At 75.9% G+C, this 25,519-nt stretch carries 12 protein-coding genes; 6 read left to right on the top strand and 6 right to left on the bottom strand.

Going from position 1 to position 25,519, the window contains the following annotated elements:
* Positions 1–91: 91 nt before the first annotated feature.
* Positions 92–12,322: a tetratricopeptide repeat protein gene (locus WME96_RS34900; RefSeq protein WP_437285905.1), complete on the top strand. Its 12,231-nt coding sequence runs from the start codon at positions 92–94 to the stop codon at positions 12,320–12,322.
* 365 nt (positions 12,323–12,687) lie between these two features.
* On the top strand, positions 12,688–13,029 hold the full coding sequence (locus tag WME96_RS34895; protein WP_061618793.1) for an HU family DNA-binding protein: 342 nt from the start codon (positions 12,688–12,690) through the stop codon (positions 13,027–13,029).
* Positions 13,030–13,301: 272 nt separating this feature from the next.
* Here the strand turns inward: WME96_RS34895 and WME96_RS34890 are convergent, their stop codons facing one another.
* The gene (locus WME96_RS34890; protein ID WP_437285904.1) at positions 13,302–13,931 is read right to left on the bottom strand and encodes a hypothetical protein; all 630 of its coding nucleotides are present in this window, start codon (positions 13,929–13,931) and stop codon (positions 13,302–13,304) included.
* Positions 13,932–14,144: 213 nt separating this feature from the next.
* The gene (locus tag WME96_RS34885; protein ID WP_437285903.1) at positions 14,145–14,354 is read right to left on the bottom strand and encodes a hypothetical protein; all 210 of its coding nucleotides are present in this window, start codon (positions 14,352–14,354) and stop codon (positions 14,145–14,147) included.
* A gap of 378 nt (positions 14,355–14,732) precedes the next feature.
* Here WME96_RS34885 and WME96_RS34880 point away from each other — a divergent pair, with 378 nt between their 5' ends.
* A complete protein-coding gene (locus WME96_RS34880; RefSeq protein WP_437285902.1) occupies positions 14,733–15,530 on the top strand; it encodes a hypothetical protein in 798 nt (265 codons plus the stop codon).
* 80 nt (positions 15,531–15,610) lie between these two features.
* On the opposite strand, the gene glyA is transcribed toward WME96_RS34880, so the two are convergent.
* Both glyA and WME96_RS34870 read right to left on the bottom strand, forming a co-directional pair.
* Positions 15,611–16,882: a serine hydroxymethyltransferase gene (glyA, locus tag WME96_RS34875; RefSeq protein WP_433928856.1), complete on the bottom strand. Its 1,272-nt coding sequence runs from the start codon at positions 16,880–16,882 to the stop codon at positions 15,611–15,613.
* Complete coding sequence (locus WME96_RS34870; protein WP_437285901.1) at positions 16,879–18,204, bottom strand: dihydrolipoamide acetyltransferase family protein; 1,326 nt, start codon at positions 18,202–18,204, stop codon at positions 16,879–16,881. Before WME96_RS34870 ends, glyA begins: the two co-directional genes overlap by 4 nt.
* 350 nt (positions 18,205–18,554) lie before the next feature.
* Between WME96_RS34870 and WME96_RS34865 the strand changes: the two genes are divergently transcribed.
* The gene (locus tag WME96_RS34865) at positions 18,555–20,357 is read left to right on the top strand and encodes a glycosyltransferase family 39 protein (protein ID WP_437285900.1); all 1,803 of its coding nucleotides are present in this window, start codon (positions 18,555–18,557) and stop codon (positions 20,355–20,357) included.
* Positions 20,358–20,436: 79 nt separating this feature from the next.
* Here WME96_RS34865 and WME96_RS34860 read toward each other — a convergent pair whose 3' ends face one another.
* Positions 20,437–22,137 carry a hypothetical protein gene (locus WME96_RS34860; protein WP_437285899.1) on the bottom strand — a complete coding sequence of 567 codons (1,701 nt, stop codon included), beginning with the start codon at positions 22,135–22,137 and terminating at the stop codon, positions 20,437–20,439.
* Positions 22,138–22,558: 421 nt separating this feature from the next.
* Between WME96_RS34860 and WME96_RS34855 the strand changes: the two genes are divergently transcribed.
* On the top strand, positions 22,559–23,605 hold the full coding sequence (locus WME96_RS34855; protein WP_437285898.1) for a glycosyltransferase family 4 protein: 1,047 nt from the start codon (positions 22,559–22,561) through the stop codon (positions 23,603–23,605).
* A gap of 68 nt (positions 23,606–23,673) precedes the next feature.
* Complete coding sequence (locus WME96_RS34850) at positions 23,674–24,468, top strand: class I SAM-dependent methyltransferase (protein ID WP_437285897.1); 795 nt, start codon at positions 23,674–23,676, stop codon at positions 24,466–24,468.
* On the opposite strand, the gene WME96_RS34845 is transcribed toward WME96_RS34850, so the two are convergent.
* Positions 24,461–25,513 (bottom strand): hypothetical protein, encoded by a 1,053-nt coding sequence (locus WME96_RS34845; protein WP_437285896.1) that lies wholly within the window; start codon positions 25,511–25,513, stop codon positions 24,461–24,463. The two genes, WME96_RS34850 and WME96_RS34845, sit on opposite strands and share 8 nt — an antisense overlap.
* Positions 25,514–25,519 lie beyond the last annotated feature (6 nt).

Here is a 25,519-nt window from a genome sequence, read left to right as displayed (position 1 = left end):
GCGACGCTCCGCAGGCACTGCGGCGCAGGTTCGAGGGCAGCGCCGGCACGCCGGCCTCTCGCCCCATCGCCAGCCGAGGTTCGGATCCAACATGCAGCAGGACACGAAGGGCGCGCGCGTCTCGTTCCGTATCGAGAACCTCGAAGCCGCGCTCGAGCAGGGGATCGACAACGAAGCGGCGGCGCTCGACGTGCTCGTGGCCGCCGCGGCGAAGGGGAACCCGCACCCGGAGCTGTGGGCGAAGCTCCACCAGTCCGCCGCGCGCCACGACCGGTTCTCCGAGCTCGCGTTCGCGTACGAGCGCTTCGCCAGCGAGCGGCGGTTCGGGATGCTCCCGCAGGCCGCCCAGGCCGAGGTCCTCGTGCACGCCGCCGAGTTCCTCGCCGACTCCTTCGGCGACCCCGGCGGCGCGCGCCCCTACCTGGAGCGGGCCCTAGCCGTCCTGCCGTCGCACCAGGAGGCGTTCGTCCGGCTCGAGCGCATCCTCAAGGACGCGAACGAGCCGCCCAGGCTCGCCGACCTCTACGCCCTCGCCGCGAACCACCGCCCCGACCGCGCCGAGCAGCTCGCGCTGCTCCGCCACGCCTACGAGCTCGTCGAGGCCAGCGGGAAAGAAGAGGAGCGCGCGATCAAGCTGCTCCAGCAGATCCTCAAGATCGACATGGGCGACGCCGCGGCGCGCTGGGCGCTCGAGGCGCGCTACGCCCGCGCCGGGCGGCCCCAGGACGTCGCGCGCCTGCTCGAGCAGGCGCTCACCACGGACCCGCCGCCCGCCGACGCGCTCGAGATCCGCACGCGGCTCATCGACCTGTACAGCGGGCCGCTCAAGGAGATCGAGCGGGCGCTGCCCCACGTCGAGGAGGTGCTCGCGCAGAACCCGGCCCACGAGGGCGCCTTCCGCGCCGGCGAGGCCCTGCTCGGGCGCAAGACCGCCCTCGTGCGCGCCGCGGCGGCGCTCGAGGCGGCCCACGCGCGGCGCGGGAGGACGCAGGAGGTGGCGCGCATGATGTCCCTCCAGATCGAGAACCTGCGGGGGCCGCGCCGCGTCGAGGTGCAGAAGCGGCTCGTCGAGCTGCTCTTCCAGAAGGTCGGCGACCTCGCGTCGGCGTTCTCGCTGTCGGAGCAGATCCTCGCGGTCGACCCGTCCGACGAGGCGGTGCGCGAGCGCTTCGTCGCGCTCGCGTCGGCGCTCGACCGCCGCGTCGACGCGGCGCGCGTGCTCGTGCGCGCGTCCTCCGGCGCCAAGGACAAGCCGCTCCGGGCGCGCATCGCCGCCGAGCTCGGCGAGCTCTACGAGGGCCTCGGCGACGGGCGGAAGGCGCGCGCGGCGTTCCAGCAGGCGCTCGACAGCGAGCCCGACGCGGTGGCCGTGCGGCGCGCGGCGCGCGGACTCGCGAAGCTCTGCGAGCGCGAGCGCGACGCGCGCGGGCTCGCGGGCGCGCTCGAGCGGCTCGTCGAGGCCGAGCCGGAGGCCGAGGCGCGCGAGGCCGCGGCGGAGCGGCTCGCGCGCCTCTACGAGGAGGAGCTCGGCGACATCCCGGGCGCGATCGCGGCCTACCGCAAGCTCGCCGAGGCGGGCTCCTCGCGCGAGCCGCGCGCCCTCTCCGCGCTCGAGCGGCTGTACGACGCCACGGGCGGGCACGAGGGCCTCGCGTGGGTGCTCGAGCGGCGCGCCGAGGCGGAGCCGGATCGCCGCGCGGCGCGGGTGCTCGCCTTCCGCGCGGCCGAGCTGCGCACGCGGCTGCCGGACCTGCCGGGCGCCGTCGCCGCCTGGCGCCGTTACCTGGCCGCGTTCGGGCCGTCGCGCGAGGCGCACGCGCGGCTCATCCCGCTGCTCGAGCAGGAGCGGCGCTGGGCCGAGCTCGAGGCGCTCCTCGAGGCCGAGGCCGAGCTCGCCGCCGGCCAGGAGCGCGCCTCGGTGCTCGCCCGGATCGGCGCGATCCGCATGGCGCGCCTCGACGACCCGGCGGGCGCGATCGCCGCGTACCGCCAGGCGCTCGCGCTCGATCCGGCCGACCGGGCGAGCCGGCTCGCGGTCGAGAAGATGCTGGGGCCGCCCCCGGGCAGCGGCGCCGGGGGCAGCGGCGCGGAGTCGTCGCGGCAGAGCGCCCACCTGCATCTCACCGACGACCAGCGGATCGCGGCGTGCGCCGTGCTGGAGCCGATCGCGCGCGCGGAGGGGGCGGCGCCGCTGCTCGTGCGCGTGCTCGAGACGCGGGCGGAGATCGCGCCCGCCGCGTGGGCCGAGGGCGCGCCTGCGGCCCTGGCGGCCGACGTCCGGGGCCGGCTCGCGGCGCTCGAGGAGGCGGTGGGCATCGCCGAGCGCGAGCTCAGGGACCCGAGGCGGGCGCTCGATCTGGCGGCGCGCGGGCTGACGCTCGCGACCGCGTCGGCGCCGGAGCGGCTCTCCCGGTGGGTCGCCGAGGTCGAGCGGCTGACGGAGCACGGCAGCGAGTCCGCGCGGCGCGCGCCGGCGCTCGCCGGGGCGCTCGGCGACCGCGCGGTGGACAGCGCGCCGCTGTCGCACCTCGCGCGGCGGGCGGGCGAGGCGCTGCTCGCGAGCGGCGACGTGACGCAGGCGCTCGCCCTCTACCGGCGGGCGCTCGCCTTCGAGCCGTCTTCGCCCGAGCTCATCGCGCGGGTCGACGCGCTCCTGCGCGAGCAGGGCAGCCCCGAGGAGCGGCTCGCGCTCTACCGCGAGGCGCTGGCGCAGCCGTGCCCGCCGCCGCGGCGGCGCGAGCTGCTGCACGCGATCGGCACGATCCAGCGCCGCGACCTCGGCGACCTCTCCGGCGCGGCGGCGACGTACCGCGCGGCGATCGAGGACGATCCGGGCGACGACGCGGCGTACGAGGCGCTGCTCGAGACGTATGCCGCGGGCGGCGCGTGGGCCGCGCTCTACGGCGCGCTCGCCGAGCGGCTGCAGGGCGTCGCGCCCGAGGAGCGCGCGGCGCACGAGCTGCGCATGGCCGACGCGGCGGCGAGGGGCGGGGACGTCGCGGGCGCGGTCGAGCACTACCGCGCGATCCTCTCGGGCGGGGCGGCGCTCTCCGACGCGGCGCTCTCCGCGATGGAGGCGCTCGCGCTCTCCGTCGGCGAGGCGACGCTGCTCCGCGACGCGCTCGAGCGGCGCGTCGCCGCCTCGGGCGATCCGCAGGACGAGGCGCTGTGGCTGGAGCGGCTCGGCGATCTGGCGGCGTTCGGGATCGGCGCCGCGGGAGGCGCGAGCTCCGCAGAGGCCGCGGGCGACGCGGCGGCCCGCGCCGCTGTCGCGCCGGGCGATCTCGCGGGCGCCGTGGAGGCCTGGCAGCGCGCCGCCGCGCTCGCCGAGGGGCCGCTCGCGGACCCGGAGCGGGCGCAGAAGCTCTACGAGCGCGTGCTCTCCGTGGCGCCGGAGCACCGCGACGCCGCCGGCCGGCTCGTGTCGCTCTACCGCAAGCAGGGGGCGTGGGACCGGCTCGCCGCCGTCGGCGAGGTCCTGCTCGACACCGCGCCGACCGACGAGGAGGCGCTCGCCGCGCTCGCGCTCCTCGAGGACGCGGCGATCCGGGCGCGCGCGGCGTCGCGCTTCGTCGACGCCGCGCTGAAGGTCCGCGCCCGCGTCGTCTCCGAAGGGGAGGGGAGCGCGGCCGCCGGCGAGGCGGCGGCCGAGGCCCCCGTGGACGACGCCGCGCTCGCGCGGGCCCGGGCCCGCGCCATCGACGACGCGCTCGCGCGCGTGCTCGCCGCCGATCCCGACCGGCAGGACGACGCCGCGGCCGTCTACCGCCGCCTGCTCGCGCCGCCCGCGGCCGGGGACGCCGCGCCCGGCGCGCTCGACCCCGTCGCGCTGGAGGCGTTCCGCGCGTTCCTCGCGCAGAGCCCGGACACGCTGGCGCGCCGCGTGGACCGGCGCTGGCTCTTCACGCTCCTCGCGGAGCGCGCCCACGAGGGCGAGCGCCTCCGGGCGCTCGCCGCGTGGGCCGCGTGGGAGGAGGAGATCGGCGACCGCGCGGCGGCCGCGGCGCTCTACGCGCGCCTGATCGAGGCGGACCCCGAGAACGACGACGCGCTCGCGGCGCGGGGGCGCCTCCTCGCCGACCTCGGCGATGACGAGGGCGCGGCCGAGGTGCTCGCGATGCGCCGCGACCGCAGCGAGGGCAGCGCGCGCGTCGCGCTCGACGTCGAGCTCGCGACGCTCCTGCTCGACCGGCTGGATCGGCCGGCCGACGCGCTCGACGCGCTCGCGCCCGCGATCGAGGCCGGGGCGATCGATCCCGCGGTGCTCGAGGTCGCCGAGCGCGCGCTCCGGCGCCCCGAGACGCAGGCGCGCGCCGCGCTGCTCCTCGAGCGGGCGTGCGACGCGCTCGACGACCCCGCGGCGCGCGTCGCGCTGCTCGAGACGCTCCTCGCGAGCTCGCCCGCGCCGCGCCCGCCGGCCGACGCCGCGCGCCCCCCGGCGGACGGCGCGCCGGGCTCCCCCCGCGGCGCGCTGCTCGACGCGGGCAGGCTCGCGGCCGAGCAGGGCGCCGCCGTCCGCCGCGGCTGGTTCGAGCGCCTGCTCGAGCTCCATGACCAGGACGTCGATCGCGGCCTCGAGGTCGCGCTGCGCGCGGTCGCCGAGCTGCCGGGCGAGCTCGCCCTCTGGGAGCGGCTCGAGGACCTCGGGCGCCGGGCGAAGCAGCCCGAGCGCGTCGCCGCCGCGTACGCCGCGGCGCTCGACGGCGCGGGCGCGGCGCTCCCGCCCGACGTCATCGAGGAGATCGGCCGGCGCGGCGTCGAGCACCACGAGGAGTGGTTCGACGCGCCCGAGGCCGCCCTCGCGCTGCTCCGCCGGCTCGTGGAGCTCGTGCCTGGCTCGCTCTGGGGCTTCGAGCGCCTGAAGCTCGCCTACAACGCGGCCGAGCGCTGGGAGGACCTCTTCGCGCTCTACGACGCGATGCTCGAGCGCACCCCGGCGGCCGACGAGCGCATCTTCCTCCTGGAGGACGCCGCGGCCGTCGCCCGCGATCTCGCCGGCGACGGCGAGCGCACGATGCGCTACCTCGAGCTGCTCCTGCCGCTCCAGGACGACGCGCGCACCCGCGCCGCGCTCGAGCGGCTCTACGAGCGCCACGGCAGGCACCGCCCGCTCATCGATCTCCTGACCGCCGAGCTGCCGAGGCTCTCCGGCGAGGCCGCGGAGCGGCTCCGCGAGCGGATCGCGCTGCTCTGGATCGACGGCGTCGGCGACGCCGCGTCGGCGCTCCCGGGGGTCGAGCAGCTCCTCGACGCGCGCCCCGCGTCCGGCGCCGCCTTCCCGCTCCTCGAGCGGATCCTCGGGGCGATCCCGCCCGAGCAGGCGCCGGCCGGCGCGCGGGCCGCGCGGCAGCGATCGGCCGTCCTGCTCGCGCGGCGCTACCGCGAGGAAGGGCGGCCCGAGGACCTCGTGCGCGTGCTCGAGATCCAGCTCGAGGGCGCCGACGTCGACGACCGCCCGGCGCTGCTGCGCGAGATCGTGCGGCTCCGGCGCGACGCCCTCGGCGACGAGCCGGGCGCGTTCGCGCGGCTCGCCGAGCTCGTCGAGCTCCGGCCGTCGGAGGCCGGCGACCGCGTCGAGCTCGCCGACCTCGCCGAGCGCCTCGGCCGGCACGACCGCCTGGCCGAGGTCCTCGCCGCGGCCGAGCCGCGGGCCGGAGACCCGCAGCAGGCGCTCGCGCTCGTCCGCGACGCGGCGCTCCTCCGCCGCGACCGGCTCCGCGACGCGGAGGGGGCGATCGCGCTCTTCCGCCGGCTCTTCTCGCTCGCCGAGCGCCACGGCGACGCCGCGGCCGCGCGGGGCGCCGCGCGCGCGCTCGACCGGCTGTTCGCGGAGGGCGATCGCGTCACCGAGCGGTGCGACGTGCTCGACACGCTCGCCGCGATCGAGGAGGACCCAGCGGCGCGGCGCGCGGCGCTGGGCGAGCTCGCGCGGCTCGCGTCGGCGCGGCTCGGCGACGAGGCGCGGGCGATCGCCGCGTACTCGGCGCGCCTCGCCGACGATCGGCAGGACCTCGAGGCGCTCGACGGGCTCGCGGCCATCCTCGAGGCGGGCGGCCGCTACCGGGAGCTCACCGCCGTGCTGGAGCGCCGCGCGGCCGTGCGCGGCGGCGAGGGCGCCCGGCGCGATCTCGCGCGCGTCGCGCGCCTGTTCGAGCGCGAGCTCGGCGACATCGACCAGGCGGTCGCCACCTGGCGCCGCGTCCGCGAGGAGCTCTCTCCCGATCCGGAGAGCGGCGACGCGCTGGCCGCGCTCTACACGCGCACCGAGCGCTGGGACGACCTCGTCGCGCTGCTCGAGGCCGAGGCGACCGCGGCCGGCGCGCTCCCCGACGCGGTCGGCGCGGCGCGCAGCGCGGAGCTCTTCCGGCGCCTCGGCGACGCGCACCGCGATCGCACGCTCGCGTGGGAGCGCGCCGTCCAGGGCTACCGCCGCGCGCACGAGGCTGAGCGCGCCGCGCGCGGCCCGCTCGGCGAAGCAGACGAGCGCGCCGCGGGAGGCGAGGGCGAGCGCGGGGAGGGGGCCGCGCGCGGGTCGTCGACGGCGCGCGCGGGCCTCGAGGAGCTGCTCCGCCGCGTCGATCCGGCGTCGACCGAGCACCGCGGCGCGCTGGTCGCCGCCGTGGGCGCGCTGCTCGAGATCTGCGCCGCCGCGGACGACTGGCGCGGCCAGGTCGCGCTGCTCGAGCCGCGGCTCGCCGCGGCCGACACGGACGCCGATCGGGTCGCCATCCTGAAGGCCTCCGCCGCGCTGCTCGAGGAGCGCGGGGGCGACCGCGAGGGCGCCTTCGAGCTCGCCTTGCGCGCGTTCCTGCTGTCGCCCGGCGGCGAGCCGCCCGAGGGGCTCCTGCGGCTCACCGATCTCGCGGCCCGCTGGCACACCATCGCCGACGCGCTCCCCGCGCTCGAGCGCCGCGGCGACGTCCCCGCCGCCACGCTCCGCGACCTCACCTTCCGCGTCGGCCGCTGGCACCGCGACGCGCGCGCCGACCAGGACGCGGCCGAGCGCGCCTTCGAGCAGGCGCTCCTCCACGACCCCACGAACAGCGCGATCCTGCTCGATCTCACGGAGCTCCTGCGGCACCGGCGCGGCCCGGCGCTCGTCCCGACCCTGCTCCGGCTCGCCGCGGCGACGGGGCACGACCTCGCCCTCTACCGCGAGGCCGTCGAGGCCGCGCGCGACGGCGCGGGCGACGCGGCGCGGGCCCGCGAGATCGCCGCGGAGCTGCTCGAGATCGCCGTGCGCCGCCTCGGCGAGGAGGACGCGCAGGCCTCGACCCCCGGCGCGTGGCCGCCCGCGCGCGCCGCCCTGTGGGCCATCGACGCGCTCATCGGCATGCTCGCGGACGCGGGCGACAGGCGGCAGATCGTCGCGCTCTGCCGCCGCGGCGCCGCGCTCCCGCTCGCGTCAAGCGAGCGCCGCCGGCTGCTGCGCGTCGCGGCCGAGGCGGCGGAGCCCGAGGAGGCGATCGCCCTCTACGGCGGGCTCTTCGACGAGGATCCGACGGACGAGCCGGTCGGCGAGAGCCTCGCGGCGCTGCTCCGGGCGGCCTCGCGGCGCGACGAGCTCGTGCGCCTGCGCGAGCGGCAGATCGAGGTCTCGGCCGACGTCGAGCGCCGCGTCGCCCTCCGGTGCGACGCCGCGGAGCTCCTCTCGGACACGCCGCGCTCCGCCGAGGCGATCGCGCTGCTCCGCCAGAACCTCGCCGAGAGCCCTGGCCACGCCGCCTCGGTCGATCGGCTCGCCTCGCTGCTCGAGGCGGGCGGCCTGCACCGCGAGCTCATGCTGCTGCGCGAGGAGCAGGCGACCGCGCGCGAGGCGGCCGGCGGCGGCCCGGCGTCGGCCGAGCTCTGGCTGGAGGCGGCGTCCCTCGCCGAGCACGAGCTCAACGAGCCCGAGCGCGCGATCGCGAGCTACCGCCGCGCCGCGGAGGTCGGCTCCGTCGAGGCGCTCGACGCCCTCGCGCGGCTGCTCTCGCGCCGCGGCGAGCACGCGGCGGCCGCCGAGGCGCTCGATCGGCTCTGCGCGGGCGCGCCGGCCGACGAGCTGCACCAGGCCGCGCTCCGCCTCGCCGACGCGTACCTCGCCGCCGGCGAGGCCGACCGCGCCCGCGCCGCGCTCGAGCGGGCGCTGCCGCGCGCCGCGCAGCCCGCGCCGCTCCGCGAGCGGCTCGCGTACCTCTACCGCGCGTCGGGCGCGTGGGGCGCGCTCGCCGAGCTCATCGCGGGCGACGCCGCGCGCGCGATCGGCGACGGAGGCGACGCGCCGGCCCGGCTCGCGCTCCTCCGCGAGGCCGCGGACCTCTACCTCACCCGCGCCGGCGCGCCCGCCGCCGCGATCCCGCTGTTCGACGAGGCGATCCTCCTCGCCCCGGACGACCTCTCGCTGCGCCTCGCGCGCAGCCGCGCCCTCTCCGCTGCCGGCAGGACCGAGGACGCGACCGCGGCCCTGCGCGGGATCATCGCCGACTTCGGCGCCCGCCGTCCCAAGGAGCGCGCGCTCGTCCACGACGAGCTCGCCCGCGTCGCCCTCGCCGCCGGCGACCGCGCCCGCGCGATGGCGGAGTTCGACAACGCGCTGCGGATCGACCCCGCGCACACGGGCGCGCTCGACGGCCTCGCCGGCCTCGCGCTCGAGGACGGCCAGCTCGAGCGCGCGCACCGCGCCTACCGCGCGCTGCTGCTCGTCGCGCGCCGCCCCCGGGACGAGGGCGACTGGCTCCCCGGCGCGCGGCGGAGCTCGCTGCCGCCGGCGCGCTCCAGCCTGGCGAGCCGCCCGGCGGCGACGTCGTTCAGCCGGGCCGAGGTCCTCCTCGCGCTCGGCGAGATCGCGCGGCGGCAGGGCGCGCCCGATCGCGAGGCCGAGTACGTCGAGTCGGCCTTCGAGGCGGCGCGCGAGAGCGAGGCCGAGCACGAGAAGCTGCTCGCCGCGCTGCGCGCCCGCGGCCGCCACGACCTGCTCGCCCGCGCCCTCGAGGCGCGGCTCGGCGGCCCCGCCCTCGAGCCCGCCGAGGACGCCGCCGCGGCGCTCGGCGAGCTCGCGTCGCTCTATGAAGGGCCGCTCGATCGCCCCGAGCCCGCGCTGACGGCCCGCCTGCGCGCGCTCGACCTCACCCCCGGCGCGGCGGTCGCCCACGACGCCGCGCTCGAGCTCGCGCGCCGGCTCGACCAGGTGCCCCGGTACCTCGAGCTCGTCGAGCGGCTCGTCGCCCGCGCCGCCGGCGAGCCGCACGAGGTCGCGCTGCTGCTCCGCTTCGGCCGCGCCCTCGAGCTCGCGCCGGGCGACCCGGAGCGCGCCGCGGCCGTCTACCGCCGCGTCGAGGCGCGGATCGCGGCCGTCGCGCCCGCGGCGGGGCGCGACGTGGACGTCGACCTCGATCAGCTCTGGCGCTCCCTCGAGGCCCTCTACGACCGCCTCGGCGACCGCCCGGCGCAGGCCGACGTCCTCCGCAAGCGCATCGCCCACGCCGACGTCGCGCGCGCGGGCGCCGCGCCGGCCGGCGCGGGCCCCGCGGATCGCGCCGATCCGCGCTACCGCCTGGCCTCGCTGCTCGCGGCCGATCCGGCGGAGGTCGATCCGGCGATCTCGCTCCTCGAAGAGGCGCTCGACCTGCGCGCCGAGCCGGAGCGCGCCGAGGCGATCCTGCGGCACGCGCTCCGCACCGATCCGCGGAACCCGCGCGCCATCCGCCTCTTCGAGCGGCTCGCCCGGCAGAGCGGGCGCCCGCGCGCCCTCGTGGACGCGCTCCTGCTCCTCGCGGAGATCGAGGGCCCCGCGGTCCTCGAGGAGGCGGTGCGCACCGCCCGCGCGCTCGGCGACCGCGAACAGGCCGAGACGATCCTGCAGCGCATCGTCGGCGTGGGCGCGCCGCCCTCGTCCGATCCGCCCGGCGCCGCGTGGGCGATCGTCGCGCTCGCCGAGCTCCGTGAGGAGGCCGGCGATCTCGCGGCCGCCGCGTGGCTGTCCGAGCGCGCCGCGCGCGCCTCGGCGCCCGAGGAGGAGCGCGCGCTGCTCCTGCACGCCGCGGCCCTCGCCGCCGGCCCGCTCGACGACCTCGGCCGCGCCGCGCGCCTCTACGAGGAGCTCCGCGGCCGCGAGCCCGCCGAGCGCGAGATCTGGATGCCGCTCGCCGGCGTGTACCGGCGGAGCGGCGACGCCGCGCGGCTCTCCGCGCTGCTCGAGGAGACGGTCCCCCTCGTCGACGACATCTCCGAGCGCTGCGCGCTGCGCCTCGAGCGCGCGCGCCTCCTCGCGCGCGAGTCGCCGGCGCAAGCGGCGCTCCTGCTCCGCGACATCCTCGACGAGGATCCGACCCAGGTCGAGGCCGCCATCCTCCTCGCCACGATGCTCGAGGAGGCCGGCCGCACCGACGAGCTCGGCGAGCTCTTCGCGCTCCAGCTCGACGCCGCGAAGGACCGCGCCGACCTCGCCTCGATCGCCTCGATCTCGATGCGCCTCGGCGCCCTGCTCGAGCAGCGCGGCGACGACCGCGGCGCGCGCGACGTGTACCTCGGCGCCGCGGACTGGGACGGCGCGAACCGCGACGTCCTGCGCGCGCTCGTGCGCCTCGGCCGCAAGCGCGACAACACCGACGACCTCGTCGACGCCCTCGAGAGGCTCCTGCGCGTCGAGCAGGGCGGCGAGGCGGCGCAGATCGCCCTGGAGCTCTCCGGGCTCCACGGCGCGCGCGGCGACGACGCCGCCGCCGAGGCCGCCCTCAAGGCCGGCTACGCCGCCTGCCCGGCGAGCGACCGGCTCCGCGAGGAGCTCGCGTCGCGCTACGCGGCCCGCGAGGCGTGGCACGCGCTCGCCGACCTGCACGTGCTCACCGCGCAGGTCGCGGACACCGACGAGGCGCGCGTCGAGTCCCTCTGCCGCGCCGCCGAGCTCCTCCGCGATCGCGCGGGCGACGCCGCCGCCGCGGCCGAGCTCCTCGAGCGCGCGCTCCGCGTCGCCCCGGGCGACCGCGACGTCCTGCTCGCGCTCATCGACGCGTGCGGCGCGGTCGGCGAGCACGCCCGCGCCGCACGCGCGCTCACGGCGACCCTCGAGGCGAGCCCGGACGACCCGTGGCTCCACCGCGCGCGGGCCGAGGTGTACGGGGCGCTCGGGCAGGGCGACCGCGCGCTCGCCGATCTCGAGCGCGCCTACGCGCTCGGCGGCGCCGAGTACGCGCCCGAGCTCATCGCCGGCCTGGAGCGGGCGCTCGATCGGGCGGCGGCGCGGGCGGCGGGCCTGGGCGACGCCGAGGCCGCGCCCGCGGAGCCCGCGTCGGCGGGGGCGGCCGCCGTCACGCCGCGCGCGCTCCGGCTGCGCCTCGCCGAGATCCTCGCGCGCTCGGGTGATCTCGAGCGCGCGCGCGCTCACCTGGGCGACCTGCTCCACGCCGACGCCAAGGATCGCGCCGCGCTCAAGGCGCTCGCCGGCCTCGAGGAGTCCGCCGAGCGGTGGGACGCCGCGAGCGCCGTCTACCGCAGGCTCATCGCGCTCGAGGAGGGCGAGGCCCTCGTCGCCACCGCGCTCCGCCTGGCCGGCGCCTGCTCGCGCGCCGGACACCTGGGCGACGCTCGCGGAGGGCTCGAGCGCGCGCTCCGCGCCGCGCCGGGCAACGCCGCGATCCGCGATCGCCTGCGCGCGCTGTACGCCGAGATCGGCGCGAGCCGCGAGCTCGCCGCCATCACGCTCGAGGACGCCGCGGCCGCGCCCGACGTGGCGGGCCGCTTCGCGCTCCTCGTCGTCGCCGGCCGCCTGCTCCTCGAGGTCGGCGACGCGCCCCAGGCCGTCTCGACGCTCCGGGAGGCGCGCTCGCTGCGCCCGCAGGATCACGAGGTCGGCGTGTCGCTCGTGGACGCCCTGACGGCCGCCGGCAATCCCAGGGAGGCGCGCGCGGTCACCGCGGAGCTCATCGCCGCCAACAAGGGTCGTCGCTCGCGGCTCCTCGGCGCCGTCTACCACCGCCTCGCGCGGATCGAGGACGCCGACGGGAATCCGCGCGAGTCGCTCGTCGCGCTCACGAGGGCGCTCGAGAACGACCCTCAGAACGGCGAGCTCGCCATGGCGCTCGGCGAGAGCGCGCTCGGGCTCGGCGAGCAGGACATCGCCGCGCGCGCTTACCGCGCGGTCACCCTGATGAAGATTGCCCCCGAGCCTGGCGAGGCTGGCACCACGCTCGCCGCGCGCGCGCTCGCCTATTACCACCTCGGCGCGATGGCGCTCGCCGCCGGCGACCGCCGGAGAGCGCGCCTGATGCTCGACAAGTCCGTCTCCGAGGACGCCTCCCTCGAGGCGGCCCGGGCGCTCCTCGACGAGCTGCGCGCCGGCTAAACCCCCCTCCCGCGCGTCTCCTCGGGTATGCCCCGGTCGCGGCCGCGCCCCTCGCGGCCGCCCCAGGCGGCGCGCCGGCGCCGCGGAACCGCTCGATTCCAGACACCTTTTTGGTGTGTCCTTGGCGCCTCTCCGCCGCCTCTCTGGCCCATCAACGCGCCGCTCCGACGCCCTTCCCAGCGCCTCGTTCCCCCTCTGGCGCACCGCTCCGGCGCGGCCTTTCAGGGGTCCGCGCGATGCCCGTTCTCAGAAATCGCGTTTTCTCCCAGCATTTTTGTCTTTTTTTGTCCTGTTCAGTGTGTAAGGTTCGCTGAGGCTGCGCGCGGCGAGGTGTCGCGCGCGAGCTCATGTCCCAGGAGAGTGCCATGGCGACCAGCAAGAAGACGGCCGGGGGCGGCCCGAAGAAGACGTTGAGCAAGAGCGGCCTGATCCAGGCCATCACCGAAGCAGCCGGTGATGAGCTGAGCCGCAAGCAGGTGAAGAACGTTCTCGAGTCCCTGATCTCGATCGGTCATCGTGAGCTGAAGAAGTCGGGCGTGTTCACGCTCCCCGGCTTTGCGAAGTTCCGGGTGGTCAAGCGCCCTGCGACGAAGGCGCGCCAGGGGATCAACCCGTTTACCAAGCAGCCGATGACCTTCGCTGCGAAGCCGGCGAGCAAGTCCGTCCGCGCCCGGCCCATCAAGGCCATCAAGGACGCGCTCCTGTAGGCTCGCGGTTCTCCCCGCGGAGCGCAGGGCGGCCACGGCGACGTGGCCGTTCTCGCTCCATGCCCTCCGCGGCGCCGTCCGGCGCCCTTCTCGGCCCCGAGGCCGCTCGACACCGGTGGACTCCCTCGACCGACGCTGGACCCCCGGAGAGGGCGTTCGGCGGTCCGCACGGGCCATGGGCCCGATGCGGCCGGCAGAACCCTCTCGACGGTAGGCCCCCCGAACACCCTCTCCGGGGGGCGGTCAGCTCGGAACCACCTTCTCCCGCCGCCTCACTTCTTGCGGCTGTAGGCCTGCGCCGCCACCGGCCCCGACCCGGTGCGCGCCTTGACTACCAGCTTGGCCGTCGCCGGCAGCGGGAAGGGCCATTGGTAGCAGTTCTGCTTGGCCCCGATGGCCGCTGTCGGCCCCGTATCCGAGTCGACCGCGAGCACCGGTTTCAGGTTGAACGCCGCGAGCCCCGGCTGCCCACCCGCGTTGAGGTCGATCTCGAGCTGGAGATCGACCTCGGTGACCGTGGGCAGCGCCTGCGCCAGGAACGTGTAGCAATTGCCCGGCTGGAGCATGAAGGTCTGCCCCGAGGCCGTCTGCCCCTCGGGCACCACGTTGCACACCGGCGCCCCTTCCGGCTGCATCCTCGGCGCCTCGCCCGAGGCGCGGCCCTGGAACATCGTCGTCATCGCGAGCGACTGGACTCCATCGCAGGGCGACGTCGTGGGCACCGCGACCGGGGGCAGGCCGGCGTCCGGGGGCGGGACGGACGCTGTCGGCTGCGGAGGCGGCAGCGCCCCCGCGTCCGGCGGGTCGTCCGCGAACTCCGACTCCTTGCTGCCGCCGCCGCAGCTCAGCGCTGCCGCCGAGAGAGCTGCCGCCGAGAGCGCCAAGAGCACTGCTGAACCCAACGACCTACCCGTCACCGTCATCTGCGGCCTCCTCGCGCACAGCCCTGCCGCACGCTGCGGCTCCTCGCTCGGGAAGCTGTGCCCGCGGGCGCTCATACACCCGACAGGGGCCGAGGGCTATGTGCGAGACGCCCTGCGCAGGCGTGCGAGGCGCCTTGCGCAGGCGGGCCGGCGCGGGCGGCGCCTCGCCCGCGCGTCGCGCCCGCGCGCCGCTCAGCTGCCGGCCCCGGCCACGAGCTCGCGCAGGACGCACATGCGCGCGACGAGGAGCGCCTCGGGCCGGATCGCCCGGTCGAGGTACGCGGCCGAGTTCGCCTCCGTCAGCGACTCGCGCAGCATCCCCTGGTCCAGGAAGGCGACCGCACGCCCGAGGTGCAGCCGCGCCCTGTCGGCCGCGAGCCCCATGCCAGCGCTCGCCAGCATCTCCCGTTCCAGGAACCACCGCGCAAACTCTCCGGGACGTTCGAACTTCTCACGGGAGCCGTGGTCGGTCATGCCGTAGGCTACCTCACTTTTTCTCCCCGGCCAGCCGAGCCTGGCCGCCGTGATCCGGGAAATCGTGGCGGAAGCAGCATCAATCTGCCGGGTGGGCGCGATGAAAGCGGGGGCGTGACCCGTCCAAAACGACATCCGGCGGACGGCCCTCGGAGCTCGGTTCATCGCGCTTCGTGGGCGTCGCTCCGGGGAGCTTCCCCGCGAGTGACCCGTTGCGTCGCGCGCCCGTCAGTGAGATTGAACGCGGCGTTCCGCCGGAAATTGGAGGAGGTTCTTTTGGTCCGTACGATTGGCGTCCTGTCAGCCATGGTCCTCACCGCAGCCCTCGCCGCTGGTTGTCAACAGCGAGAGGCTTCCCCGCCGCCGAACTACGCGAACCAGCCGCCGCCCGGCTACGCTCCGCCTCCTGGCGGCTATTACCAGCAGCCCGGGTACCAGCAGGGGTATCCGCCGCCCGGCTACCAGCAGCCCCAGCAGGGGTATCCGCCGCCCGGCTACCAGCAGCCCCAGCAGCCGGGCTATCAGCAGCCGCAGCAGCCCGCGCCGACGACGCAGCAGCCTGCCCCGCAGCAGCCCAGCGCGACGCCCTCGGCGCAGCCCGGCGGCTTCCCGTGGCCGTTCCCGCTCCCCGGCCAGACGACGACCGGCGGCCAGCAGCCCGCCCCGAGCGGCAGCGGCAGCGGGACGAGCACCGGCAGCGCGTCGCCGATCGACCCGAACTTCGCGTCGGCCGCGACCATCCCGCTCAACAACCTCGCCGCGACCGAGGCGCAGGGCATGACGAAGGAGGGGGGCCCGATCGCGGGCCAGTTCAGCGCTGGACAGACGCTGGAGCAGCAGATCCAGCTCATGCCCGGCAAGTGCTACACGATCCTCGGTGTCGGCGCGGGGATCACCGAGCTCGACATCAGCCTCGTCGCGCTGACCCCGATCCCGATGGGCTCGTCGGAGCTGGCGCGAGACACCCTGACCGGCTCGAACGCCGCGCTCGGCGGCCGGGGCAACTGCTTCCGCTGGTCGCTGCCCGTGGGCATCAACGCGAAGTACATCGTCAAGGCGACCGCCGGCGCGGGCATGGCCGCCGCGCAGCTCTACGTGAAGTGAAGGCGTAGAAACGCCGAGGACGCCGGGAGGGAGCTCTCCTCGGCGTCCTCGTCCGGCGCGCCTCGCGGCCCGCCGCAGCCCTACAGCCGGATGCCCGGCGCAGGGAAGCCGCGGCAGAGCTCCGCGACCTCGGCGGCGATGCGCGCGATGCGCGCCTCGTCGTTGATGTTCTGCGCCACGTCATCCATCCACGCCGCCAGGCGCTCCATCTCGGCGACGCCCATGCCGCGCGACGTCACGGCCGGCGTGCCGATGCGGATCCCCGACGGGTCGAACGGCTTGCGCGGATCGAACGGGATCGAGTTGTAGTTGGCGACGATGCCCGCGCGATCGAGCGCCTGCGCGTACGGCTTTCCGGCGAGCCCCTTCGGGGTCATGTCGATGTTCAGCAGGTGGTTGTCGGTCCCGCCGGTGATGAGCCGGAAGCCGCGCGACTCCAGCGCGCGCCCGAGCGCCTTCGCGTTCTCGACGATCTGCTTCGCGTAGGTCCGGAAGCCGTCCTCCGAGGCCTCCTTCGCCGCGACCGCGATGGCCGCCGTCGTGTGGTTGTGCGGCCCGCCCTGGAGGCCCGGGAACACCGCCTTGTCGATCGCGCTCGCGTGCTCCTTCTTGCAGAGGATCATCGCGCCGCGCGGGCCACGGAACGTCTTGTGCGTCGTCGACGTCACCACGTCCGCGATGCCCACCGGCGACGGGTGCACCCCGCCGGCCACGAGCCCCGCGATGTGCGCGATGTCCGCCGCCAGGATCGCCCCCACCTCGTCGGCGATCGCGCGGAACGCGGCGAAGTCGATGGTGCGCGGGTACGCCGTCGTGCCGCACCAGATGAGCTTCGGCCGGTGGGCGCGCGCCAGGTCGCGCACCTGGTCCATGTCGATGCGGTGATCGCTCTCGCGCACGCCGTAGGGGACGCTCTTGAAGTACTTCCCGGTGATGCTCACCGACCAGCCGTGGGTCAGGTGCCCGCCGGCGGGGAGCCCGAGGCCCATGATCGTGTCGTTCGCCTGCGCGAAGGCGAGGTAGACGGCCAGGTTGGCCGGGCTGCCGGAGTAGGGCTGCACGTTGACATGGTCGGCCCCGAAGAGCTTCGCCACGCGCGTGCGCGCGAGCTCCTCGACGACGTCGACCTGCTGCTGGCCCTCGTAATACCGCTTGTGCGGGTACCCCTCGGAGTACTTGTTGGTCAGCACCGAGCCGGTCGCCTCGAGCACCGCCCGAGACACGTAGTTCTCGCTGGCGATGAGCCGGAGCGTGTCCGCCTCCCGCCGCTCCTCCAGCCGGATCAGCTCGGCGATCTCCGGATCGACCTCGCTCAGCGCTCTCAGGCCCTGCACGTCGCTCTTCGCGTTCATACTTCGAACTCTCCGCGTGTGAGGATGTCGGTGACGCGCCAGAGGAACGAGTTCGCCAACACCCCGTCGATGATGCGGTGGTCGTAGGACAGCGCGAGGAACATGACCGGATGGATCGCGATCGAGTCCTCCTTGTCCTTCGTGACCACCACGACGCGCTTCTTGATCTCACCCATCCTGAGGATGCCGACGTTCGGCTGTGAGATGATCGCGCCGCCGAACAGGTTGCCCTTGAGGCCGGGGTTCGAGACCGTGAAGGTCGTGTTCGCGAGGTCGTCGGCCGTGATCTTGCCCGACCGCGCGCGCCCCGCCAGCTCGTCGATGCTCCTCGCGATGCCGCGCAGCGACAGCTCGTCCGCGTGCTTGATGCTCGGGACGATGAGGCCGCCGGGCGTGTCCACCGCCACGCCGAGGTTGACGTCGCGCAGCACCACGTACGAGTTCTCGAGCACCCGCGCGTTGAACTCCGGGTGCTCGCGCAGCGCGCGGACCGCCGCGGCGCAGATGAAGGACAGGAACGTCAGCGACGCGCCCGCCTTCTTGAACTCGTCCTTGTGCGCCTCGCGCAGCTTCGACGTCTCGTGCAGGTCGACCTCGGCGACCGTCACCACGTGCGGCGACGTCACCTTGGAATAGACCATGTGGTCCGCGGTGATGCGGCGGCGCCGGCTGAAGGGCACCACCTTGTCGCCCGGCTTCGGGGTGTAGGGCGGCACCTTGTACGCGCCGAACCCGACCCCGGGCACCGGCGGCACGAACCCGCCGCTCGCCTGGATGAGCTGCGACAGCTCGGCCGCCTGGCTCGCCCCACCCGCGGGCTGCGGCGCCGCGGCCGGCGCCGGCTCGGCCGGCGCGCCGTGCGCCGCGCGCATCACGTCATCGTGGGTGATCCGCCCGCGGTCGCCTGTCCCCTGCACGTTGCGCAGGTCGACGCCGGCCTCGAGCGCCAGCTTCTTCGTGGACGGGCTGGACAGCGGCCGGGCGCCCTCCTCGTGGCCGTTGCTGCCCGGCGCCGGCGCCGCGGGCCGCGGCTCGGCCGGCGCTGCGGCGGCCGGGCTCTGGGCCGCCGGCTGGGCCTCGCCCTGCGCCGTCTCGTCGATCTGGCAGAGCAGACCTTCCTTGGCGACAACGGTCCCCTCGGCCACCGCGATCCGCGCGACACGACCCGCGATCGGCGCGGGGATCTCCGTGTCTGCCTTGTCGGTCGCAACCTCGAGCAGCGGCTGCTCGCGCTTGACGAAATCGCCCTCGCGCACGAGCCACCTCGAGACGGTCCCCTCGAGCACGCTCTCGCCGAGCTGTGGCATGCGAACATCGACCATCGCTTCTCGCTCCTCCAACGCGGCCGCCGGGAGCGCCCGTTTCTCCGGGCAACGGCGGCACGGTCGTATACGCCGCCCGCCCTTCGAGGGCAACGACACATGTTCGTCCCGTGCGTATCCTTTGCATCATTTGTCAGCATGTCGGCGGAGAGGCGTCCCGGCGTGCGCCACGTCGAGCCGCCGCGCGACCCGCCGCGCCCACCGGAGGCTCGACGGGCGGCGCCCAGCCGCCGCCGGCCCGCCGAGGGAGCCTCCCCGGCGACGGCGAGCCGGCCCCACCGGGACGCCGGGCGCAGGAGGACCGGAATCGTACGTAGACGCTGGCGCGCCCCAGCCGGTAAAAGACCCCAGTGCGTGACGCCGCGCCGGATGCGACCGCGGTCCCTTTCCCACGGGCCACCTCGAGCGAGCCCGCGAGCGAGCGGCTCGCCGCCGGGCCGGCGCGCGGCGCGGGCGCGGGCGCGGGCGCGCAGGCGATCGGCGCGATCTCGGTCGGCGTCATCGCGTTCCTGCTGCTGCAGATCCTGACCTACGGCTACGGCCGCGATCAGGGCATCTACGCGATGGTCGCGCGCGCGGTGCTCGACGGCGGCATGCCCTACCGCGACGCGTTCGACTTCAAGCCGCCCGGCATCTTCCTGATCTACGCGCTCGCGCGCGCGCTCTTCGGCCCGGCGCAATGGGGCATCCGCGTCCTCGAGGTCGTCGGCCTCGCGGGCATGTGCTTCGCGATGGCGTCGCTCGCCGGGCGCGCGTTCGGCGACCGCCGGATCGGGATCGTCGCCGCGGCGCTGGCCGTGCTCGTGCACGCCCAGCTCGATTTCTGGCACACGGCGCAGCCCGAGTCGTTCGGCGGCATGCTCACCGTCTTCGCCCTGCTCGCGGCCACGCCGCGCGGGGGCGCCGGCGCGCCGAGCCCCGCAAGAGACGCCGCCGCGCTCGTCGCGTCGGGCGCCCTCTTCGGCGCCGCCGGCCTCCTCAAGCCGCCGCTCGCCGGCGGCGGCGTCGTGCTCGCCGCCGCGCTGGCCGCGCCCGCCCTCGCGGAGCTCACGCGGCGCGCGCTGCGTCGCGGGACGCGCGGCGAGGAGCAGCGCGTGGGCGCGGAGGTCGGGCGCGCGCTCGAGGGCGAGCCGGCGCGCGCTGCAGCGTCGACGGGCGCGCTCCTGTGGGCGGCGCTCCGGCCCGCGCTGCTCGTCGCGCTGGGGGGCGTGCTGCCTGTGCTCGCCTGCGTCGCGTGGTTCGCCGCGGCGGGGGCGCTCGGCGATCTCTGGGAGGTCCTCTTCGTCTTCACGCCGCACTACACCGCGCTCGGGTGGCGCGGCGCGGGCGTGCTCGAGCTGGCGTGGCACGGCGTCAGCGAGTGGCTCGTCCGGTACTCCGGCCCGCTCGCGCTCGGCCTCTGTTGCCTGCTCGCGCTGCACCCGGAGCGCCGCGAGCGGGCGGGCGTGGCGCTGCTCGCGGGCGTGATCGCGATGCACCTCGTCGGCGTGGTGATGCAGGCGAAGTTCTTCCCTTACCACTACGGCGCGACGTGGCCGCTCACGGCGATGCTCGCAGCGCTCGGCCTCTGGAAGGCGTGGGAGCGCTGCGCGCGGCGCGGCGCCAGGGCGCTCGCGGCGCTCGTCGCGGTGCTCGTCGCGGCGGGCTTCGCCCGCTCGGCGACGAAGGACGTGGCCGACGACTACGTCGAGCGCTGCGCCGAGCGCCTCGCGCTGCTCGCCGGGGGCGCGAGGGACCTCGGCCGCCTCGATCGCCTCGCGTCGGTCGCGGACGTCAACGCCGCGGCGAACCGCGCGGTCGCCGCGTGGCTGCGCGAGCGCGTCGCGCCGGGGCGGCCGGTGTTCGTGTGGGGCTTCGAGCCGGTGATCTACGACCTCGCCGACCGCCCGCCGGCGACGCGCTACCTCTACAACGTCCCGCAGCGCGCGGCGTGGGCCCGGCAGGAGGCGCGCGACGCGCTGATGCGCGATCTCGCCGCGAGCCCTCCGGCCGCGATCGTTGTCGAGCGCCGCGACGTCTTCCCCTCGGTCACCGGCGACGCGCTCGACTCGCGCGACACGCTGGACGGGTTCCCCGCGCTCGCGGGGCTCATCGAGGAGCGCTACGAGCTCGCCGTGCTCATCGAGGATTTCGAGATCTACCTCGAGCGCTGAGCGGCAGGCGCGCGCGCCGCGCAGCGGGCTCGAACGCCGGGCGCCGGCCGCGCCCGGCGCCCGGCGCCCGGCGCCGCGATCAGGGGCAGGAGACGTCGTTGGGCACGCCGGGGGTGGGCGTCGCCGCCCGGAAGCGGCGGCCGTCGCGGCGGCCGTCGGCGCAGCGCTGGATCGACTGCGTCGTCGACAGCGCGCTCGTCGCGCCCTCGTCGACCTGGACGCGCTCGGGCGCCTCCGGATTGCTGGAGATCAGCGCGCTCAGGAGGTCCTGGTCGGCCGCGTCGCCCGTGCCGTAGACAACGGCGTCGATGAGGCGCGTGGCCGTGAGCGGCGTCCCCGAGGGGAATGCCGCGGGCAGCCCCTGGTACAGGCCGACGGCGTCCGCGCCGTTCTCCAGGTTGTTGGCGACCTCTGTCGCGTCGAGGAGCACGGTGGGCGCCGGGGTCACGGCGGGGTTGCCGACGAGCAGGAGGCCGTCGAAGTCCGTCCTCCCGTTGAGCTCCACCGCCCGGTACGACGCGTCGCCGCCCGCGGCGTTGCCGTTGTAGAGCACGAGCGTGTAGCCGGCGAGGCTCACGTCCGCCACGCCAGTGCTGATCTCGATGAACTCGCGGTCGTCGTTCTCCGGCGCGGTCGGCGTGTCCGCGTCGAGCTCGTTGATCTGCAGCCGGATCACCGTCACCGGGAACGGCGTCCGCAGCGCGCCCGGCCGGGTCACCACGATGTCCCCCCGGCCGATGTCCGTCACGTCCGACAGCGCGGGGATCGTGATCTGCGTATCGGAGTCGACCGTGAACCGTTGCCGCACGTAGCCCACGGTCACGTCCGTCGCTCCGGTGAACCTCGTGCCGGTGAGCACGAGCGAGCCTCCGACGGCGATGACCGGGTAGTCGACCGACGTGACCCTGGCCGCGGGCGCGCAGGCCGTGCAGGACGAGCCGCCGCAGTCGATGCCGCCCTCGTCGCCGTTCTGGATGCCGTCGTCGCACGAGGGCACCTGGCAGACGTTATCGATGCAGACCTCGGTCGGGCAGTCCGAGTGGACCAGGCACTGCACGCAGACCCCGGTGGCGTTGCACAGCCCTCCGTCGGCCAGGGAGCACCAGGTGCCCACCGCGACCGGCTCGTGGACCGGGGAGCCGTCGCGGCACGAATCGCGGGTGCACTGGCTGCGGTCGTTGGGCACGTCGTCGTTGTCGTCGACCTCCACGACCGCGCCCTCTCCGTCGCAGAGGCGCTCTGCGCAGTCGCCGGCCATCTGCATCTCCGCGGGCGTCCCCTCGGCCACGGGCCGGGTGGCGCACGCTCCGTCGACGCACGCCGCGACCGCGCACTCGCTCGCGGGCTGGTCGCAGTCCGCGTCCTTGGAACAGGGTTCGCCGCCGGAGCCGCCGGAGCCGCCGCTGCCGCCGTCGCCGCCGCTGCCGCCGTCGCCGCCGCCAGTACCACCGACTCCACCGGAGCCGCCGCTGCCGCCGTCGCCGCCGCCAGTACCACCGACTCCACCGGAGCCGCCGCTGCCGCCCGAGCCGCCGTCGCCCCCACCCGAGCCACCGCTGCCGCCGTCGCCGCCGCCAGTACCGCCGATTCCACCGGAGCCGCCGTCGCCCCCCCCGGCGCCGCCGGAGCCGCCGCTGCCGCCGTCGCCGCCGCCAGTACCGCCGATTCCACCGGAGCCGCCGTCGCCCCCCCCGGCGCCGCCGTCCCCGCCCTGTCCTCCAGCGCCCCCCTGTCCGCCGCTCCCGCCTGTGTTTTCACCGATCAGGCTGCGATCGGGCATGGTGATCAGCTCGCAGCCCGAGGTGGCCACAAGCGAAATGCTCAGAGCGAGCGCGGAACCGTATCGATTCGATCTCGAAGTCATGGACCACCTGTGTGCGGATTGGCTGGGCGCTCGGGCCCTCGACGCTTCCTGCGCGGTCCCGCGCGCAGGGAGGAGCGGACGGGCATCCTAGACGGACGGGGCGCATCACGAAAGCGCCGCACCGCTCCGCGGCGGCTGATCGCGCCCGCAGGCAGCGGCGCTGCTGCGCTCGCGGCGCGCCGCCGCCCTCGCGCGCTTCGTCCGCGAGGCGGGCGGGCGCACGGCGGGCGCGCCGTGATGGCATGCTCGTTGATGCGTCGATCGCGGGCATGCGCTCCGCCGCCAGCGGGGTCGAGGGCAGGCTCCGCTCGCGTCGCGCGGCCCAGGAGCGACAACCATGCGGATCGGGATAATCTCCACCCCGTTCATCCGGGTGCCGCCCTCCGGGTACGGGGGGACCGAGCTGTTCTGCTATGAGCTCGCCGAGGGGCTGTCGGCGCGCGGACACGAGGTGACGCTCTTCGCGACGGGCGACTCCGCGGTCACCTGCCGGCGCCGGGCGCTCTACGCGGACGCGCGCTGGCCCCCGCTGCCGGAGGATGAGGTGAACCACATCGCCTGGGCGTTCTCGGAGATCGCGCGAGAGGACAGGCTCGACGTGATCCACCTGAACAGCCCGTTCGCCGTGGTGTTCACCCCCTTCGTCCGCGTGCCCGCCGTGCATACGCTGCACCACAAGCGCTGCCACGAGAGCTCGCGCATCTACGCGCGACACCCGGAGATCGCGTATGTGGCCATCAGCGAGCGGCAGCGCTCGCTGGAGACCCCGCTCCCGCGCTCGTGCGTCATCCACCACGGCGTGACGCCGGCGCGCTATCCGCTGAGCCTCGTCGACGAGGGCTATCTCGCGCACATCGGCCGTTATGCCGAGGAGAAGGGGACGCACCTCGCCCTCGACATTGCGAGGGCCGCGGGCATGCCGATCCGGCTCGCCGGCCGCGCGCACCCGAGCGACCAGCCGTATCATCGGCGGGAGGTGGTCCCGCGCCTCCGGGAGATCGGGGCGTCGGACGTCGGGGAGGTGGATCACGACCGCAAGGTCGCGCTCCTGTGCAGGGCGCGCGCCCTCCTCTGCCCGCTCCAGTGGGAGGAGCCGTTCGGGCTCATCGCCATCGAGGCCATGTTGTGCGGCACCCCCGTGCTCGGCTTCCGCCGCGGCTCCTTCCCCGAGATCGTCGAGGAGGGCGTCACGGGCTTCCTGGCCGAGCCGGGCGACGCCGCGCGCCTCACCGCCCTCGCGACGACCCTCGCGCGCTTCGATCGCGCCGCCTGCGCGCGCCGCGCGCGCGAGCGCTTCTGCAGCGCCAGGATGGTGTCCAGGTACGAGGCGCTCTACCGGAGCTTGATCGATCCGCGCCGCGCCGCGGGCTCCCGGGCAGCGTGAGCCCGCGGAGGGCCGCGGCGGTCCCCGCCGGCCGCCGTGAGCGCGAGGCGCCGTGGTAAGAGGCGCCCATGAACGAGCTCTTGCACGCCCTGCTCCGGCACCCGCCGCTCGGGCGCGCGGCGCGGGCCGCGTCGGACTGGGTGGATCTCCAGCTCACCCACGTCGTCGACTCGCTCGCTCGCCTCGCCCCGCGGGCGCGCGGGCGGCTGCTCGACGTCGGCTGCGGGGACAAGCCGTACGAGCACCTCTTCCGCCCGCACGTGCTCGAGTACCTCGGCGTGGAGCACGAGGCCACCTTCGGCGCCACCGCCGCGCGCTCGCGCGGCAAGGCGGACATGCTCTATGACGGCGAGCGGCTGCCGTTCCCCGACGCGAGCTTCGACACCGTGCTGAGCGTGCAGGTCCTCGAGCACACCCCCCGCCCGGAGGCGCTCGTCGCCGAGATGGCGCGCGTCCTCCGCCCGGGCGGCCTGCTCATCCTGAGCGCGCCGTTCTCGTTCCGGCTGCACGAGGAGCCGCACGATTACTTCCGCTTCAGCCCCCACGGCCTCCGCGCGCTCTGCGGCCGCGCCGGCCTGGAGGTCGAGGAGATCCACCCGCACGGCAGCCTCTGGAGCCTGCTCGGCCACAAGGTGAACAGCTACCTGGCCCTGCGGGTCGCGCAGATCGGCGGCGTCGCGCAGTCGATGGGCAAGCTCGGCCACGAGGCCTCCGCGGCGGTCGGGGCGCGGGTCTGGACGCTGCCGCTCGTCGCGCCGGCCATGCTCGCGGTGGCCGCGGGCGCGCGCGCGCTCGATCGCGCGCTGCCCGATCCCACCGAGGCGCTCGGATTCACCCTGGCCGCGCGTCGCTCCCTCAGTTGATGTTCGGCGGGATGGCGACCTGGCACTCGTTGGCCGGGGTCATCCACTTGATGGCGTTCAGCCAGAAGCGCTCGACCTGATAGTCGGGGTGCTCGACCCACTCGCTGTTGTACGTGATCCACTCGTCGCCCCAGACGAGCACCCGCCCACCGCCGGACTCCAGCGCCTTCAGCACGTCATGGCCGCCGCCGGTCGCCAGCGTGGTGCCCTCGCCGACCACCGGGTAGCCGTTGTCCACGCCGACGGCCTGGATCCCTTCGAGCACCGGGTGCGATCCGCTCCACTCCGTGATCGGGATCGTGGAGCCGCCTTCCCTCGGCAGGATCTGCTCCTCGCCATAGCCTATCCCGAGCGGCTCGAGCAGCGTGTTGACGTTCCGGCGCTCCTCCGGGTCGCCGTACCCGATCAACGTCATCAGGCCGCCGCCCTTCGAGATCCAGTCGCTCAGCGCGGCGACCTCGGCGCTCGAGTACCTGCGCCCGATGACGCTCACGTCCTGGACCACGATGACCTGGTGCTTGCCGAGCTCCTCGGCGGTGAGCTCGGCGTCGCTCAGGTCGACGGCTCCATTGATGCTGCGCTGGTCCAGCCAGGCCTCGAAGATGTCGCCCTCGCCCCACCTGCCCGGCTCGCCCAGCGTGGCGATGCGGAGGCAATCGCAGACGCCGTCGGCGCCGGCGTCGACATCGTCGATGATGCCGTTGCCGTCGTTGTCCAGCCCGTCGCAGCGATCCTCGTTGCCGGTCATGCCGCTGCCGACGCTGATGCTGCTCCCGCCGCCGGCGCCCACGGCCACGCCGCCGAAGTCGTCGCCGCCGCTGCCCGAGCTCCCCGCCGTGTCCCCGCTGTCGCCGGTGCTATCGGCGCTGTCACCGCTCGAGCAGGCGGCCGCGTGGAGCGCGACACCCACGCACGCGACCCGCAGCAGATGTCCGACCGGAACCCAACCGAAGGACCACAGGCAAGCGCTCGAGTTCATGGCATTCTCCGAGAGGTGCGTCGCTCTCGGCGGCGGCCCCGACGCGCCGCCGGACAGCGTCGACATGAAGCC

The organism is Sorangium sp. So ce406 (genome assembly GCF_051474675.1).
GTDB lineage: Bacteria > Myxococcota_A > Polyangia > Polyangiales > Polyangiaceae > Sorangium > Sorangium cellulosum_G.
This window is presented reverse-complemented; position numbering and strand designations above follow the sequence as displayed.

Excerpts from the sequence above, each read along its gene's own strand:
- WME96_RS34900 (WP_437285905.1), top strand. The coding sequence starts at position 92 with ATGCAGCAGGACACGAAGGGCGCGCGCGTCTCGTTCCGTATCGAGAAC.
- WME96_RS34895 (WP_061618793.1), top strand. The coding sequence starts at position 12,688 with ATGGCGACCAGCAAGAAGACGGCCGGGGGCGGCCCGAAGAAGACGTTG.
- WME96_RS34885 (WP_437285903.1), bottom strand. The coding sequence starts at position 14,354 with ATGCTGGCGAGCGCTGGCATGGGGCTCGCGGCCGACAGGGCGCGGCTG.
- WME96_RS34880 (WP_437285902.1), top strand. The coding sequence starts at position 14,733 with ATGGTCCTCACCGCAGCCCTCGCCGCTGGTTGTCAACAGCGAGAGGCT.
- glyA (WP_433928856.1), bottom strand. The coding sequence starts at position 16,882 with ATGAACGCGAAGAGCGACGTGCAGGGCCTGAGAGCGCTGAGCGAGGTC.
- WME96_RS34870 (WP_437285901.1), bottom strand. The coding sequence starts at position 18,204 with ATGGTCGATGTTCGCATGCCACAGCTCGGCGAGAGCGTGCTCGAGGGG.
- WME96_RS34860 (WP_437285899.1), bottom strand. The coding sequence starts at position 22,137 with ATGCCCGATCGCAGCCTGATCGGTGAAAACACAGGCGGGAGCGGCGGA.
- WME96_RS34855 (WP_437285898.1), top strand. The coding sequence starts at position 22,559 with ATGCGGATCGGGATAATCTCCACCCCGTTCATCCGGGTGCCGCCCTCC.
- WME96_RS34850 (WP_437285897.1), top strand. The coding sequence starts at position 23,674 with ATGAACGAGCTCTTGCACGCCCTGCTCCGGCACCCGCCGCTCGGGCGC.
- WME96_RS34845 (WP_437285896.1), bottom strand. The coding sequence starts at position 25,513 with ATGTCGACGCTGTCCGGCGGCGCGTCGGGGCCGCCGCCGAGAGCGACG.